Source organism: Enterococcus sp. DIV0703 (assembly GCF_051711065.1).
Lineage (GTDB): Bacteria > Bacillota > Bacilli > Lactobacillales > Enterococcaceae > Enterococcus_B > Enterococcus_B hirae.
This window is the reverse complement of record NZ_JBIOLX010000001.1, coordinates 2,833,196-2,850,000: the sequence shown is the minus strand read 5'-3', so window position 1 is coordinate 2,850,000 and position 16,805 is coordinate 2,833,196. Positions and strand designations below refer to the sequence as shown.

At 35.9% G+C, this 16,805-nt stretch carries 9 protein-coding genes and 5 tRNA genes (1 of these 14 cut by a window edge); 13 read left to right on the top strand and 1 reads right to left on the bottom strand.

The annotated features are described in order from the left end of the window. The 10 genes from IGK81_RS13030 to gor form a co-directional block, all read left to right on the top strand. Positions 1-60, top strand: a tRNA-Gly gene (locus tag IGK81_RS13030) (it extends 12 nt beyond the left edge of the window). A 16-nt stretch (positions 61-76) separates the two neighbouring features. Then, positions 77-162, top strand: a tRNA-Leu gene (locus tag IGK81_RS13025). A 10-nt stretch (positions 163-172) separates the two neighbouring features. Beyond that, positions 173-246, top strand: a tRNA-Arg gene (locus tag IGK81_RS13020). A gap of 18 nt (positions 247-264) precedes the next feature. After that, positions 265-338, top strand: a tRNA-Pro gene (locus IGK81_RS13015). 59 nt (positions 339-397) lie between these two features. Continuing rightward, positions 398-471 (top strand) — tRNA-Arg (locus tag IGK81_RS13010). A 130-nt stretch (positions 472-601) separates the two neighbouring features. Next, on the top strand, positions 602-1,072 hold the full coding sequence (locus IGK81_RS13005; RefSeq protein ID WP_034700167.1) for a CtsR family transcriptional regulator: 471 nt from the start codon (positions 602-604) through the stop codon (positions 1,070-1,072). A gap of 6 nt (positions 1,073-1,078) precedes the next feature. Further along, the gene (locus IGK81_RS13000) at positions 1,079-3,559 is read left to right on the top strand and encodes an ATP-dependent Clp protease ATP-binding subunit (RefSeq protein WP_034700164.1); all 2,481 of its coding nucleotides are present in this window, start codon (positions 1,079-1,081) and stop codon (positions 3,557-3,559) included. A 192-nt stretch (positions 3,560-3,751) separates the two neighbouring features. Continuing rightward, positions 3,752-4,675, top strand: a complete 924-nt coding sequence (locus IGK81_RS12995) for a peptidase U32 family protein (RefSeq protein WP_034700180.1) — start codon at positions 3,752-3,754, stop codon at positions 4,673-4,675. An 18-nt stretch (positions 4,676-4,693) separates the two neighbouring features. Beyond that, positions 4,694-5,935 (top strand): peptidase U32 family protein, encoded by a 1,242-nt coding sequence (locus IGK81_RS12990; protein ID WP_010720714.1) that lies wholly within the window; start codon positions 4,694-4,696, stop codon positions 5,933-5,935. Positions 5,936-6,106: 171 nt separating this feature from the next. Further along, the gene (gor, locus tag IGK81_RS12985) at positions 6,107-7,453 is read left to right on the top strand and encodes a glutathione-disulfide reductase (protein ID WP_034700160.1); all 1,347 of its coding nucleotides are present in this window, start codon (positions 6,107-6,109) and stop codon (positions 7,451-7,453) included. A gap of 113 nt (positions 7,454-7,566) precedes the next feature. Here gor and IGK81_RS12980 read toward each other — a convergent pair whose 3' ends face one another. Beyond that, positions 7,567-9,015, bottom strand: a complete 1,449-nt coding sequence (locus IGK81_RS12980; RefSeq protein ID WP_232622387.1) for a helix-turn-helix domain-containing protein — start codon at positions 9,013-9,015, stop codon at positions 7,567-7,569. A gap of 355 nt (positions 9,016-9,370) precedes the next feature. On the opposite strand from IGK81_RS12980, the gene IGK81_RS12975 reads away from it, so the two are divergent. The 3 genes from IGK81_RS12975 to IGK81_RS12965 all read left to right on the top strand — a co-directional run bounded on the left by IGK81_RS12975 (position 9,371) and on the right by IGK81_RS12965 (position 16,780). Then, on the top strand, positions 9,371-10,792 hold the full coding sequence (locus IGK81_RS12975; RefSeq protein ID WP_010737210.1) for a helix-turn-helix domain-containing protein: 1,422 nt from the start codon (positions 9,371-9,373) through the stop codon (positions 10,790-10,792). 122 nt (positions 10,793-10,914) lie between these two features. Beyond that, the gene (locus IGK81_RS12970) at positions 10,915-11,421 is read left to right on the top strand and encodes a hypothetical protein (protein WP_034700156.1); all 507 of its coding nucleotides are present in this window, start codon (positions 10,915-10,917) and stop codon (positions 11,419-11,421) included. A 64-nt stretch (positions 11,422-11,485) separates the two neighbouring features. Then, a complete protein-coding gene (locus tag IGK81_RS12965) occupies positions 11,486-16,780 on the top strand; it encodes a hypothetical protein (RefSeq protein ID WP_412003937.1) in 5,295 nt (1,764 codons plus the stop codon). Positions 16,781-16,805: the final 25 nt, after the last annotated feature.

The window sequence follows — 16,805 nt, the reverse complement described above, 5'->3', positions numbered from 1 at the left end:
CAGTGGTAGAGCACCACCTTGCCAAGGTGGGGGTCGCGGGTTCGAACCCCGTTTTCCGCTTTGCCAAAGTAATAACGCCGGGGTGGCGGAACTGGCAGACGCACAGGACTTAAAATCCTGCGGTGAGTGATCACCGTACCGGTTCGATTCCGGTCCTCGGCATTACAAATATGCGCCCATAGCTCAACTGGATAGAGTGTTTGACTACGGATCAAAAGGTTAGGGGTTCGACTCCTCTTGGGCGCGTAGTCTTTTTTATATTTTCGGGAAGTAGCTCAGCTTGGTAGAGCACTTGGTTTGGGACCAAGGGGTCGCAGGTTCGAATCCTGTCTTCCCGATTTTTTATTTTTATTGATTTTTCTAGAAATGTATTTTATAATTTGAATGAACTGAATATGCGCCCATAGCTCAACTGGATAGAGTGTTTGACTACGGATCAAAAGGTTAGGGGTTCGACTCCTCTTGGGCGCGTTAATACGGAATCCTGCATTCCGTATTTTTTTATATTTTTAATGATTTCTAAGGGAAAAGTCTTTCTTCTTTCTTTCTGATATTAAATTCGCTATAATTAAGGTCAATATTAGTCAAAGGAATGAGTAAGATGGCGCATCAGAATACCTCGGATTTAATTGAATCATATATAAAAAAGTTTTTAGAAAAGAATGAAATGATTGAGATTCGCAGGATTGAACTGGCCGACCTCTTTAATTGTGTACCTTCTCAAATTAATTATGTGATTAATACTCGTTTTACGATTCAGCGAGGTTATTTAGTTGAGAGTAAACGTGGCGGTGGTGGCTACATACGGATTGCCAAAGTAAGAATTTCTGATAAAAGGCATATGTTGGAACAAGTGAATCAGCTATTCAATGAAACGATTAGTGAAAAAAATGCTTTTGCAATCATCCAAAAATTATATGAGGATCAAATTGTTACTAAAAAAGAAGGCAATTTAATGCTGAGCGCAATTGCCAAAAATACACTGAATGTAGATGGTGGGCTAGAAGATTATGTTCGTGCTCGAATTCTTCGAGCATTTCTTGAACGATTAAGCTATGAAGATGGGAAGTGAAGATGAATGGAAGAACTTTTTACGCAAAAAGCACAATTAGTATTAGAAATTGCACAAGATGAAGCAAAAAAGTTTAAGCATCAGTCTGTTAGTTCTGAGCATATTTTGTTGTCATTGGTTATTGAACCGAATGGAATTGCTGGGAAAGTACTACGTGAAGTTGGATTAACTGAAACAGACATCTACGAAGAGATTGAGCATTTGATTGGCTACGGTACAATGACTTCATATCCTCAAGGAACCTTTTTACCTTATTCGCCACGCATGAAACAAATTTTTGCATTGGCAAATAGTGAAGTAAGAAAAATGGGTGCTCAAAAAGTGGGAACGGAACATATCTTATTGAGTATGCTAAGAGATGAAAGTATCATGGCTACTCGGATGATGATCAATTTGGGAATCAGTTTAACGAAAGTCCGACAATCTTTGAAACAAAAAATGGGCATAAAAAATGATAGTCGTAATAATAGTATCCGTCGTAAAAACCCACAAGAAAAGCGTCAAATGGTAAAAGGTACTCCAACGTTAGATTCTTTAGCAAGAGATTTGACGAAGTTAGCGAGAGACGGAAAACTTGACCCAGTTGTTGGGCGTTCAAGAGAAGTAAAACGCTTGATTCAAATACTTAGTCGCCGAACTAAAAACAATCCTGTATTAGTAGGGGAACCTGGTGTTGGTAAGACAGCGATTGCTGAAGGTTTAGCCCAAAAAATCGTGATGGGTGAAGTTCCTGATGAGATGCAAGAAAAACGCTTGATGATGTTAGACATGGGGTCTTTAGTAGCGGGAACAAAATACCGTGGAGAATTTGAAGACCGTATGAAAAAGGTGATTGACGAAATCTATAACGACGGTCAAGTCATTTTATTTATTGATGAGTTGCATACCTTGATCGGTGCCGGTGGTGCAGAAGGGGCAATTGATGCATCTAATATTTTGAAACCTGCTTTAGCTCGTGGAGAATTACAGACAATTGGTGCTACAACGTTAGATGAATATCAAAAGTATATTGAAAAAGATTCTGCCCTTGAACGACGCTTTGCTCGAATTCAAGTAGATGAACCGACACCTGAAGAAGCAGAAGAGATTTTACGTGGTCTTCGTTCAAGATATGAAGAGCATCATGGTGTAGAAATCACTGATGATGCGATAAGAGCTGCGGTTCATCTTTCTGTACGCTATATCACTTCTCGTCAATTACCTGACAAAGCAATCGATTTGATTGATGAGTCAGCTGCTAAGGTACGCTTAGATCAAACAGATGATCTTTCGGAATCTACAGTAATTAAGTTGGAAATCGAACAATTAGTCAAAGAAAAAGAACGAGCAATCCAAAAACAAGACTTTGAAATAGCAGCACAATTGCGAAGACAAGAAAAAGCATTACACAAAAAATTAGTAAAACTATTGATACTAGAAGAAAAGCAGGAAAATGGTTATGCTGATCGTGTGACTGAAGAAGATGTAGCCACAGTCGTTTCTGAATGGACAGGTGTTCCATTACAACAACTGGAAAAGAAAGAAAGTCAGCGTTTATTGGAATTAGAAGCACTTTTACATGAACGTGTTGTTGGACAAGATGAAGCAGTCAAAGCAGTATCAAGAGCAATTCGTCGGGCTCGTAGTGGGTTAAAAGATCCAAATCGACCAATTGGCTCCTTTATGTTCTTAGGACCTACAGGAGTTGGTAAAACGGAACTTGCCAAAGCTTTATCGGAAGTGATGTTTAGGGACGAGAATTCCTTGATTCGGGTTGATATGTCTGAATTTATGGAAAAATACAGCACGAGTCGGTTGATTGGGTCACCTCCGGGCTATGTTGGGTATGATGAAGGTGGACAATTAACAGAAAAAATTCGACAAAAGCCCTACTCTGTCATCTTATTAGATGAAGTAGAAAAAGCCCATCCAGATGTATTTAATCTGTTATTACAAGTACTAGACGATGGCCATTTAACAGACTCTAAAGGTCGGAAAGTTGATTTTAGAAATACGATCATGATCATGACTTCCAATATTGGTGCAACCCAAATTCGAGAAGAAAAAAACGTTGGCTTCAATGTCCAAGACATTACCAAAGATCATAAAGCCATGCAAAAGCGTATTTTAGAAGAATTAAAGAAAACATTCCGTCCAGAGTTCTTGAACCGGATAGATGAAACAGTTGTCTTCCATTCATTAAGCAAGGATGAAATCCACTCCATTGTTCAAATTATGAGTCGAGCAATCGTCAAACGTTTGAAAGAACAGGATATCCAAGTGAAGATCACTCCGGCAGCAATAGATGTGATCGGAAAAGCTGGTTTTGATCCTGAATATGGCGCTCGTCCAATACGAAGGGCGTTGCAAAAAGAAATAGAAGATCGCTTAAGTGAAGCATTATTAGGTGGAGAAATCCATTTAGGCGATCAAGTGACAGTGGGAGCCTCCAAAGGAAAAATCACTTTGAATGTACGTCTTCCAAAAAAGTATGTAGTTGAATCATAGGAGTTAAAAAAGAAGTGAGAGAATTTTGTTCCACATAACGATTGAAGGTTATGGGCAAAAGGCTCTCACTTTTTTATTTTTTTTACTTTTTTTCTTGTGAATTTAAATTCAAAAATCCACCAATAAATGTAAGAAGTGTTGGCAACTTTTTTAAGCTATGCTACTATTATGGAGTTGTAGGAGGAGGAAATGATGATCGAAATCATAACTACGGTAGAAACTTTTGAACAAGCAAAAGAATTACTTGAAGCAGGAACAGATACTTTGTATTTTGGCGAGGAACTATTTGGTTTGCGATTACCTGCGTCGTTTACAAGAGAAGAACAACGTCAATTAGTTGAATTGGCGCACACATATGGTAAAAAAGTAAATATTGCGATGAATGGGATTATTCATCCTGAAAAAATGAAAAAAGTACCTGAATATCTACAATTCCTGAAAGAAATTGAGGTAGATCAACTGACAGTAGGTGATACAGGTATCATATACACCATGAAGAAACATCCAGAATGGCGTATTCCCTACATTTTTGATGCAGAAACGTTAGTTACTAGTGCTAGACAAATCAATTTTTGGGCGAAAAGAGGAGCTGTTGGAGCTGTTTTAGCTAGAGAAGTTCCTTTTGAAGAAATGAAAGCCATGGAAGAAAAACTAAATGTTCCGGTAGAAATTCTAGTGTATGGTGCTACTTGCATTCATCAATCAAAACGTCCTTTATTGCAAAATTATTATCATTTTACCAAACAAGAAGAGCGAGTAGATCGTGATCGGGGATTGTTTATTTCAGAACCTAAGAAAGACGACACACATTATTCCATCTATGAAGACACTCATGGGACCCATATTTTTGCCAGCAATGACATCAACCTGACAAAAGAATTAGGGTTATTGTATCAACATCAGTTCCGTACATGGAAACTTGATGGTTTATTTACCCCAGGAGAAAATTTTGTAAAAATTACCAAAGCATTTGTGGAAGCGAAAGAACAAATCCTTGCAGGTACTTGGAATGAGGAAAGTGCTGAAATATTAAGCAAAAAGATAAGTGAATTACATCCTCAAAATCGTGAATTAGATACTGGCTTCTTCTATATTGATCCTGAAGCCATCAAGTAAGGAGTATGACGAGAAAAAATGACAACAAAAAGAAAATTGAAACGACCCGAAGTCTTAGCTCCAGCTGGGACACTTGAAAAATTAAAGACAGCGATTCATTATGGCGCAGATGCAGTCTATATTGGCGGAAATGCTTATGGACTAAGAAGTCGCGCAGGTAACTTTACCTATGAAGAAATGGCTGAAGGCGTAGCTTTTGCAAAAGCACATAATGCAAAAGTATATGTTGCTGCAAATATGGTGACACATGAAGGAAATGAAGAAGGTGCTGGGGAATTTTTCCGTCAATTACGTGATGTCGGAATTTCTGCCGTAATTGTTTCAGATCCAGCGCTGATTGAAATATGTGCGACAGAAGCACCGGGCTTACCGATCCATTTATCGACACAAGCATCTGCCACTAACTTTGAAACTCTTGAATTTTGGAAAGAAGAAGGATTAGAGCGTGTCGTTTTAGCTCGTGAAGTTTCTATGGAAGAAGTGGCTGAGATTCGTAAAAATACGGATGTGGAAATTGAAGCCTTTATCCATGGTGCGATGTGTATTTCTTATTCTGGCCGTTGTACCTTATCTAATCACATGTCAATGCGTGATGCTAATCGTGGGGGCTGTTCACAATCTTGTCGTTGGAAATATGGATTATTTGATATGCCTTTTGGCCAAGAAAGAAATCATCTGACAGAAAACGGCGAAATAGAAGAAGAATTTTCAATGAGTGCAGTAGATATGTCGATGATCGAGCATATCCCGGAATTGATTGAAAATGGGGTAGATAGCTTTAAGATTGAAGGAAGAATGAAATCAATTCACTATGTATCTACAGTTTCTAATGTTTATAAAGCTGCGGTCGACAGTTATATGGAAGACCCTGAAAATTATGTCTGCAAGCAAGAGTGGATTGATGAGTTATGGAAAGTGGCACAACGGGAACTTGCTACAGGATTTTATTACAATACACCAACAGAAAATGAACAATTATTTGGGGAACGTCGTAAGATCCCTGTTTATAAATTTGTAGGTGAAGTAATGTCTTATGATGAAAAAACCAAAATTGCAACGATCCGTCAACGAAATCTATTCTCTGTGGGAGATGAGATCGAATTTTATGGTCCAGGATTCACTCATTTTAGCCAAACGGTTGAGGTAATGTACAATGAAGAAGATGAATCCATTGATCGGGCACCAAATCCGATGATGATTTTAACTATGCCAGTGACACAACCTGTAAAACCAGGAGATATGATTCGGAAAAGAAAATAAAAGCATACGCTAATCAATCGAATAAAAATAAAGCATCAAAGTTATATTATCTGTTTAAACGTGTTAAACTTATTTTTTGTAAGGACAAAAAGAGTAGAGAAGAAATTTTTCTTGAAAATTTATCCAAAGTAAGAAGAAAAGCAAGCATCTTCTTAAATTAGGAGGCATAGCATGAAAACGTATGATTATATAGTTGTCGGTGGTGGTTCTGGAGGGATCGCCTCTGCGAATCGTGCCGGAATGCACGGTGCAAAAGTTTTATTAATTGAAGGAAATGAACTTGGTGGGACTTGTGTGAATGTTGGTTGTGTACCCAAAAAGGTGATGTGGCAAGCCAGCACGATTTTAGAAACAATGGAACGAGATGCTTCAAGTTATGGGATTCAAGCAGATGTAAAAAAAGTAGATTTTAAAGAGTTAGTTGAAAAGCGTGAGAAATATATTGACTTTTTACATGGTGCGTATCAACGTGGCTTGGATAGTAATCAAGTGGATGCAATTAAAGGATATGCTACCTTTATAGACAGTCAAACCGTGGAAGTAAATGGGGAAACCTATCAAGCAACAAAAATTCTGATTGCAACTGGTGGTAAGCCTAGCAAAATGACGATCCCTGGTGGCGAATATGCAATTGATTCAAATGGCTTCTTTGAGATGACAGAATTGCCAAAACGGACAATTGTTTTAGGAGCAGGTTATATTGCCGCAGAACTTTCTGGTGTTTTACACGGGCTAGGTAGTGAGGTAATGTGGGCGTATCGAAAAGAACGTCCATTACGAACTTTTGATAAAATGCTATCTGATAACTTAGTTGAGATGTATCAAGAAGCTGGGATCAAAACTTACGCTGGACATATAGCTGAAGAAATCATCAAAAACGACAATGAGTATACAGTTGTATTTGAAAATGGTGAACGACTCTCTGGTGATTGTGTATTGTTTGCAGGTGGTCGAGTGCCTAATACCGATCAATTAGGATTAGAAAATACCCAAGTAAAATTAGATGAACGTGGTTTTATAAAAGTTGATAAATATCAAAATACCACAGATCCACATATTTTTGCGGTGGGAGATGTGATCGGTAAAATTGATTTGACACCAGTGGCAATTGCTGCAGGTCGACGTTTATCTGAACGGCTATTTAATGGGAAAGAAAATTCTTATCTAGACTATCACTTAGTACCAACAGTTGTATTTACCCATCCACCGATTGCAACGATCGGTGTAACAGAAGATGAAGCATTGGCTACCTATGGAAGTGATCAGATCAAAGTTTATCGTTCACGATTTACACCTATGTATTTTGCATTGAATGACTATCGACAAAAATGTGAGATGAAATTGATTTGCGTAGGAGAAGAAGAAAAAATCATTGGCTTACATGCAATTGGTATTGGTGTCGATGAAATGTTACAAGGCTTTGCTGTTGCAATTAAAATGGGCGCGACAAAAGCAGATTTTGATGATACGGTCGCTATCCATCCAACTGGTGCAGAAGAGTTTGTTACTATGCGATAGAAAGTATAACTATAGTGCGAGTCCAAAGTTAGTTTTTAGACTAACTTCAGGTCGCACTATAGTTTTATGCTGTGATACCGATAGACAGTTGAACGAGCAATGATGTAACTCCCTTATGCATAAAGAAGTTCTTTTAGGTTGCTCCAAAAAGCAGAAGTGGGAATTTTTGATATTTTTAACATATTAGTCGAGATCTTCGTTTGATTTAGCTCGATATCAGTTAAAATTAGGTCATATTGATTGATTTTCACATAATCAACAGAGAAAATATTTTCTTGATACATATCAATTTTATATAACGACGGAAATTTTTTTAACAGCAGTTGTTTATAGAAAGATAAAATCCGTTCTTCCTGATAAGAAACAATGACGATGGATAAATGTTTTTTATAAGGAAGGAGTGTTGATAATAATTGTGGAGATAATGTAATCAGTTCTAAAAATAATTCTTCATAAAGCAATTGGTTTTCTTTGATTTCAGTCAAACCGGCTTGTTCGATTGAATTTTCATAAGCTGATAATAGTTTTTCTGATTCTTTGATAAATGTTTGTGATAAAAGATCTATGTATGTCGTCTTAAAGGATTGCAATCGTTCATTAAAATGGATAAAGTCATTTAGTCTTTGTATGTCATTAGGAGATAAGGTAATATCTATGCCCATATAATGATAAAAACTATGAACTAAATTTTGTAATTTCTTTTGCTCCATTAATTCATCATTTTTTGAATTAAAAAAATATAAATGACTATATGAACTTAATAGGTTATGGACATTTGACTTTGTAATACTAAAATTATATTTCTTTTCAATGATCGAACAAAGAACGGTACTTTTTGTCAATAAGTCAAAAAATAATCGTTCACTTTCGGTTTCTTTTTTTAAAGGGTAATCAATTATGTGTCGTTGTCCGATACGAATAATGGACGTATAAAAATAATAACTATTTAAAATTAACTTATATGTACTTACTGAAGAAAACGTATGGTTTTTATTATGATAACGTTGTAACAAGTCAAATATATAGTCAAAATGTGGTAGTTGCTGCGGGGTATAAATTTCACGAAACATGCTACAAAAAAAATGCCGTATAAAACTTTCGTCACCTGTAATTTGTAACTGAGAAGCAACTTTGATCATGATTGGCCAGTTTCTTTCAGAAAAATATTCATTGATTTTAAAAATAATTCGCCGAATACTGGTTTCACTTAAAAATAATGTTTCAGCGAGTTTTGACAAAACAGGTTCATTGATAAAAATCGTTTTTAAGATTTGAACGTTCGTAGAATGATTTAGTATTTTTTTGATTAAGTCTTCCAGATTCATATCATTAGGCATTTTTAATGTTATGTTTTGATATTGATCAATTTTAACGACAACAGGTGAATAGGTGTGGTTAAAAAAAACAATGTCACTTAATAATGTTTTTTTTGTCACATTTAATTGCTTTGTTAGCGTGTTGCACTCAATTGATGACATACCCAGAAGTAATGCTAACTTGACTTGTCTTTCTGAAGTTTTTTCCAGTATATTAAGTTCTTTCATCATCATTTTGGATTTCAAAATCTTAGAAATCGCTTCCTCCCACCTTTCTCTTATGGTATATAAATTATTTTATCATATATTTTTGTTATGTTAGTGTTTTTTTTATAAATTTCTATACTTGTTTTTTATTAACTTTATAGTAAATCGTTCATGGTTATTTGTTACATTGGTTATTATTGTATTTAGTTATTGTTATTTAAAAATGGAATAGATATATTCTATATGAGTGGATTTTTAAATTTTATATTTTAACACAATTCAAATATTTTTGAGAACTTAAATTTCTAAAACTAGAAAAAAACATACGGGAAATTAAAGGAATTGACTGTACGATACTCTTACATGATGTTTAATAGAAGGGAGTTTTGTACTTATGGGGTTACTTGAAAAGCAATTAGAAAGGCAAGTTACCTTACTTTATTTGTTAAATACTAGGTCTTCCAATCTTAACAAACTAGCAAGGAAGCTGACAATTACCGATAAAACACTAATTGCTGATATTGAACACTTCAATGATTCCTACTTTCCTGTTCATATTGAGGTAAATAATCACAAAGAAGTGAGTTTGACGATACCGAACAATGTCAATTTAGATGATATTTTTGTAAAAATACTGAATAATTCAATTAATGTCAAAATACTAAAATACATAGTCATATACGAACCAACACTAACTGAAATTTCTCAATCTTTATTTTTGAGTAAAACAAGTATTCGCAGGATTGTGTCAAAAATAAACAATTATTTTTATACAGAGACCATAAATATTCAGATCGATTTACAAGCAAAATTAATGGTAGTTGGCAATGAAACGGAAATTAGACGTTTATTTGCATGTATGTTTAAAGAGATGTATCGAATACAAGAGTTTGCTTATTTTGATTCTATCTATCAATTAATACGTAGGTGTCTCAAAGCACAAAATAAAACGGCTAGTGCTCCTAAAATTATTTATTCGGTGTATTACATTTTTCTTTCGATCATTCGTATAGGTCACAAACACTTTGTACCGGAAGATGAGTTGGAGAATAAAGAAATGGTTGTCACTGAGCTTTTAACAGTAATTCAAAAAGATACAGTCTTTACAACGTTGATGAGTCAAAAATATAAGTTTAATGTAACTAGAAATAATGTAGCAAATGTCTTAAGTTCCTATTTCGGTTTGCTCTTTACAACAGATACTAATCGCCAGACAATCATGCCTAAGAAAATTGAAACTTTTCTTACTCATTTTTATTATTTACTTAATATTGAAGGATCGGTCAGTAAAAGGACAATCGACTACTTATCTGACTTTATCAATTTTTATAAAGAATTAATGATCTTTAAAGTCAGTTATGCGGATATATTTTATCAAAAAGTGATGCAAAACAATCCTAAGATTTGGCAAGCGTATCATCATTCGCTAGAAGTTGCAGAACTGAGCTTTATTGAAAAAAGTGAATTATTACATAAAGACTTATTTTTGGAATTACTTATTTCTTCCAATCAATTAGTACATATGATCGAACCACAAGTGAAAGAAAAGTCGATTCTGGTTTTAAGTACACAGGAAATTGGTGTCGCTTTACTTTATAAAAATATTATTTTAAACAAGTATCCTTTTTTTAAGCAGATTGATATTTATGAACAAGATGTCTTTTCAATTGATTACCAGGTGTTGAATCAATATGACTTGATACTAACAGATCTCTCCCTAAATTTTGAACGAATCAATGCGGATATTTTAAAAATTTCAAAAGTGCCAACGCCAATTTTTTGGTCGAATTTTGAGGCGTGTTTATATTCTTCCTAAGGACAACTTTTACGAGTGCCATCTTTTTTTATTTTTTGGAAAAAATAGGATGGAGCCAGCTAGAAAGTCAGGTATGATTAAAATAAACAAAAAAATAAAAAAATTTAAAGGAGGAAAAAGTGATGGATTCTGAAGATCGTAGTATGTTGTTTCTTTTATGCTGTCTATTTGGGGGCTTGGGATTTTTGACTGTGAAATTATTAAAATTGACTTGGGAAGTAGCGAAGTGGACTGGGGATAAGCTTTGGATAGCAGTAAAATGGACTGGGGTTAACCTTCGAAAAGGATATAAAGTTCTTAAGAAAAAATGGAATAAACGGCAAGAAAGAAAGGCATTGGCCAAAGAAAAACAAGACCTAAGCCAAGAAACAGATAAGGTCCCATTACTTAAAGATGAACAAGTTCCAGAATTACAACCAATTGATAAACAAGTTTCAAAATTACAACCAATTTGGACAGTGGCGCAACAACAAAATCCTGTGGGAGTATCAGATAAACAAGTAGATGACAAAAAGCGTATGAAAGATGCCACTACGGGAGCAGTAAAAACCAGTATAGATATTAAAAATAGTCTAACAAATGGTTTCCAAATAAACAACGGTCGTAGTGAAATTGCACATCAGATTTAATAAATTGCGCTATTATGCAATTAGAATAGATCTAGTAGAATGATCCAAGAAGGATGGAGGAGGAATGAACTACTTGGTAAGAAAGAATATATTGGAGAACGAAACCGGTGAATGGCAAAATAAATCTAATTTAAAGTCAGAGTTTATCAAAGAAGCATCGTCGTTTTCTGTCAAAAAAGAAAATGTCTTTACTCTTTGTGAAAAGCCAATCCAAGAGAATAATGGAGAAAAGACTGCACTTTTAAAAGTGCAAGATATGTTAGATGACTTTAAATTTGAAGTACTTCGACGGATGGCTGGGGATCGTAAAGTGTTTGAATTACAAAGTGAAAAAACTGAGTATGAAGCAAGAATCGAACACGCCGAGGGAAAAATCAGCGGGGAGCAACTTCAACAAAAAATTAATGTATTAGAAAAGGAACAAGAAACGAAGATCGTAAAGCATGAAAGGTATAAGGCCACAATAGAAAAATTAGAAACAAAGGACGTTTTTTTATCTAATAATAGTCATGAAAGTAATGATTATCTTGGAGCCATCGCAATAGATGAAAAAACGAAGTACTTTGAGAATAAAGATCTGGCCGAAATATTAGCTAGTCAGATCAGTCAATCGAAACAACAACTTACTGGGCTTAAGCAGCACAAACGAAACGAAGTAGCAGATTGTAACAAAAAATTAAATGAATTAAATAATGTTAGTCAGAAAAATCAAAAAATGATGCATGAGATGTCAAATACGCCAAATACGCTAGATCTGCCAAATGCGCCAGATAAGGTTAGAGGCCAAACAATAACAGACGCTAAGATTGTTGATAAAATTAAGAAGCTTGTTAAAGAATTCATGAGAACTGAGAATTTTGAAATAATAAAAACGGATACTTTGGAAGAGATGTATGCAAAAGCTACTGCAGTTGATATTACGAAAGAGGAAGTAGAAAACAGAAAGGACAAGGCGAAAAAAGTTCTCGTAGAGACAGCCACTATAAGGAGGAAAAAAAGACAGGATAGGGGGAGTGTATTAGAACAAAATCAAGACCAAATGAATGTATCAGAAAGGGTTGTAGCGTTTGAAAAGAATGGAGAGTCAAAACCCGACCAAACAGTATCAGTAAAAACACCTAATAAAAATGGAAGTAATCTACCACAAGGAAACAAGCAACAAACGAATCATTCTCTCGATGAACCAGAAGTTGGTTTGCGAAACCAAGCTAAACTTGAAACTCAAACTACTAATAGTCTTCCAAAAGGTGCATCAGAAAAGGATTCGGCAAATAATAGACCTGTCAGTGGCGATGTGCAAAGTATAATCAAACAATTTAATAGCAACAAAGAAACCTCTCACGAGCTCCAGCCAGGTCCTAGAATAAAATTCAATCAAGGACTTAGCCAACAAGACCAACAAGAAGTGTCTAAACCAAACAGAAACAAGCAACAAACGAATAATTCTTTCAATCGATCAGAAGACGATTTACGAGAACAAGTAAAACCTGAACCTGAACCTAAATCTATCAATCGCCTAAGTAATAGTAATCTATCAAAAGAGCACGAGCAGCAAACGAATCATTCTCTCGATGAATCAGAAGTTGGTTTGCGAAAGCAAGCTAAGCCTGAAATTCAAGCTACTAATAGTCTCCCAAATGGTGCATCAGAAAAGGATTCGGCAAATAATAGACCTGTCAGTGGCGATGTGCAAAGTATAATCAATCAATTTAATAGCAACAAAGAAACCTCTCCCGAGCTCCAGAAAGGTCCTAGAATAACATTCGCTCAAGGACATAGCCAACAAGAAGTGTCTAACCCAAACGGAAATAAGCAGCAAACGAATAATTCTTTTAATCGATCAGAAGACGATTTGCGAGATCAAGTAAAACCTGAACCTATCAATCGCCTAAGTAATAGTAATCTATCAAAAGAGCACGAGCAGCAAACGAATCATTCTCTCGATGAATCAGAAGACGTTTTGCGAAAACAAGCTAAGCCTGAAATTCAAGCTACTAATAGTCTCCCAAATGGTGCATCAGAAAAGGATTCGGCAAATGCTAGACCTTACAGTGGCGATGTGCGAGGGCTAATCGATAAATTTAATAGCGAAAAAAAAGACTCTCACGAGCTTCAGAAAGGTCCTAGAATAACATTCGCTCAAGGACATAGCCAACAAGAAGTGTCTAACCCAAACGGAAATAAGCAGCAAACGAATAATTCTTTCAATCGATCAGAAGACGATTTACGAGAACAAGCAAAACCTGAACCTGAACCTATCAATCGCCTAAGTAATAGTAATCTATCAAAAGAGCACGAGCAGCAAACGAATCATTCTCTCAATGAATCAGAAGTCGATTTGCGAGATCAAGCAAAACCTGAAACTAAATCTAAATCTATCAATCGCCTAAGTAATGTATCAGAAATAGTTTCGACGTTTGAAAAGAATGGAGAGTCAAAACCCGACCAAACAGTATCAGTAAAAACACCTAATAAAAATGGAAGTAATCTACCACAAGGAAACAAGCAGCAAACGAATAATTCTTTCAATCGATCAGAAGACGATTTGCGAAAGCAAGCTAAGCCTGAAATTCAAGCTACTAATAGCCTCGCAAATAGTGTATCAGAAAAGGATTCGGCAAATGATAGACCTGGCCCTGGCCCTGGCCATGTGAAAAATCTAATCCATAAATTTAATAATATAGAAGAAAAAGACTCCCTCGTGCTCCGGAAAGGTCCTAAAGCAAATTTTATTCATGGACTTAGCCAACAAGAGGAGCGTAGACCAAATAGAATAGCAAGATCTAGATCAGTTAGTCACACATTACATGAAGTACATAGAGAACAAACAGATAAAGGTCGCCGAAATAGTGCACCAGAACTCACTACGCCATCTGACAAACGAACAACAAGTATATCTCAAAAAATTCAAGAGTTTGAATATGCCACTTCATTGCGTGAACTTTGGAAGATACCTCCTTCAAACTTAAAACGAAGCAATTCAGAACGTGTACTATCATCATTATCTACAACTCAAGATTTAAAAACTCATGACAAGTTAGTTCGTAGAGATCCGGCTCCCGGAGTAATGACGGAACAGGCTATACCAAGTCACAGTTTTGACCAATTTGACCGAATTTTTATACCAAGAGTTAAATTGCGTTACGTTAATGGTCAAAGTTATGTTAATGGTCAAGTTAGTTTACCAAGGAAATTTACAAATCAAACTGCTGAACTCAATAAATTTCCAGAATTAAGCAGTTTTACAAAACGAGTTCTAACACCAGGAGATTCCTTAGATCAATCACCTGCTTCAAACTTAAAACGAAGCAATTCAGAACGTATACTATCATCATTATCTACAACTCAAGATTTAAAAAATCATGACAAGTTAGTTCGTAGAAATTCGGCTCCCGGAGTAATGACGGAACAGGCTATACCAAGTCACAGTTTTGACCAATTTGACCGAATTCTTATACCAAGAGTTAAATTGCGTTATGTTAATGGTAAAGTTAGTTTATCAAAGGAAATTACAAATCAAACTGCTGAACTCAATAAATTTCCAGAATTAAGCAGTTTTACAAACCAAGTTTTAACACCAGGAGATTCCTTAGACCAACCGTCTACACCCAATAGCGATTCAGAAATAAATAATTTTACAAATCAAGTTCCACTACCAAAGGATTCTTCAGATTTACGTTCAGTATCAGAAGGTGACATGAACCAAACTTCTATGCCGGAAAACGTCAACAGTACATTAGATGAAACAGATAGTGTGAAAAAATCAGTTTCGGTTGAAGATCTAAAGTTAGCATACGTAGAAAGATTACGATCTCAGGTCGCGTTTGTCGAACAAAAGATAAAGCACGATGAAGAATTAAAAAAATATGGACCGTACAATAATTTTTTCCTTGATCAATCGAAGAAGTCTAAAGCAGCAAGATCTAAGATAGAAATCGATCTTACTAAAAATAAAACACTATGTGAAGGTTTAAAGACAATTCTTGGCGATGAAAAAAAATTAGCTGAATTTTTAGAAGAGATACAGCCAAAGGATCCTCAGGTGCTAGCTAAGGAACTCGAAAATGTTAAGCAAGATACGGCAGAATTGAAAGGAAAAGCCGAAGAGTTAAAAGAAATTACTTATAAAGATCTTAAAAAGAAATGGTATCAGGTGCTGACCCGCCCTTCATTTTATTTGTTTTTAGCAAGACAAGTACTGTGGGTTGCACCGATGGCGTTTTTTAGTGCGATGGCTGGCGCTCTTCCGCTAATGCCTACTGGCACACAATTATTACATGGATCCGCTGTAGTCAACTGGTTAAGAGGCGTGATTATTGGTAGTTATGTCGGTCAACGCTTAGTAAATGCCGTACCTAAAATCATTCCACGTACTTCCAAGAGAGTCCAACGATTTGCTAAGGAGAGATTTCCTAAGACAGTGGCAGCGCTAGAAAAAGGTTCAAAAACAATTGCTAGACCTTTTAAATCCATCGGAAAATCTGTGCGCTCGACAGCTAGAACAATTGGTCGACCTTTAAAACCAGTCGGTAAAGTAGTGGCTAGACCATATAAATTTGGTAAGGAAAAATTAAGTAATCTTAACGCTAAAACCTTTGTTCCAATCGGAAAGAAAATAAAAGAAACATTCGATATTGCCCATTCTGAAAAGCGTTCATCAGAAGAAAACCAAAATCTGAAAAAAGGGTTGGATGCTAACGGACAGCGGTTGCCGTTTGCTACTCGAGTAAAAAATGCGGCATTGATGACGACAACCAATTTCGCCAAACGTTTATGGAGAAATAAAGTGAAAACGTTAATTGGAGTCGCCCTATTTGTTGGGTTAGCTACTTTCGGCTTACCTTTACTGTTAACCGCAGCACTTCCAGCGATTTCTGGTACACTTATTGCTTCAGTAGCAGCTATAGCAGTTCCTGCCCTTTTTACGTTGCTAGGTGTGTGGGTTGCTGATAAATACTTATTGAAACCCCTGCAAAATCGATTAGCTAATCGAGAAAATGCGAAGCGTGAACAGTTATTTACCGAACGCTCAGCTAAAGTGCAAGAACTAGGACAGCACCACTCTCTTACCCCTGACTTTAATACGCGAGTAGCACGAGTGGCTCAGATAGACAATGAAAAGCAAACAGCTGAAAAACAGAAAACGCAGACGAGCCAAAAAACGCAAGAACAAGAATCAGCTCGGACGAGTATATCTTCCATTTCTACTTTGAATAAACAGACAGAAACTGACAAAGTAAGATTAAGGGATTCTGTTAGTAGAGTGCTGAATAATCCAACTAATGCAAAACAATCTAGTGGACGAGCATCAGTGAGCAGTAAAAATGATCACCAGCGCTCGGAGGGCTACGGACGTTAGTGATAATATCACATAAACGCTATAT

What these genes read in the sequence shown, in the direction of transcription:
- IGK81_RS13005 (WP_034700167.1), top strand. Translation starts at nt 602, where the DNA reads ATGGCGCATCAGAATACCTCGGATTTAATTGAATCATATATAAAAAAG.
- IGK81_RS13000 (WP_034700164.1), top strand. Translation starts at nt 1,079, where the DNA reads ATGGAAGAACTTTTTACGCAAAAAGCACAATTAGTATTAGAAATTGCA.
- IGK81_RS12995 (WP_034700180.1), top strand. Translation starts at nt 3,752, where the DNA reads ATGATCGAAATCATAACTACGGTAGAAACTTTTGAACAAGCAAAAGAA.
- IGK81_RS12990 (WP_010720714.1), top strand. Translation starts at nt 4,694, where the DNA reads ATGACAACAAAAAGAAAATTGAAACGACCCGAAGTCTTAGCTCCAGCT.
- gor (WP_034700160.1), top strand. Translation starts at nt 6,107, where the DNA reads ATGAAAACGTATGATTATATAGTTGTCGGTGGTGGTTCTGGAGGGATC.
- IGK81_RS12975 (WP_010737210.1), top strand. Translation starts at nt 9,371, where the DNA reads ATGGGGTTACTTGAAAAGCAATTAGAAAGGCAAGTTACCTTACTTTAT.
- IGK81_RS12970 (WP_034700156.1), top strand. Translation starts at nt 10,915, where the DNA reads ATGGATTCTGAAGATCGTAGTATGTTGTTTCTTTTATGCTGTCTATTT.
- IGK81_RS12965 (WP_412003937.1), top strand. Translation starts at nt 11,486, where the DNA reads ATGAACTACTTGGTAAGAAAGAATATATTGGAGAACGAAACCGGTGAA.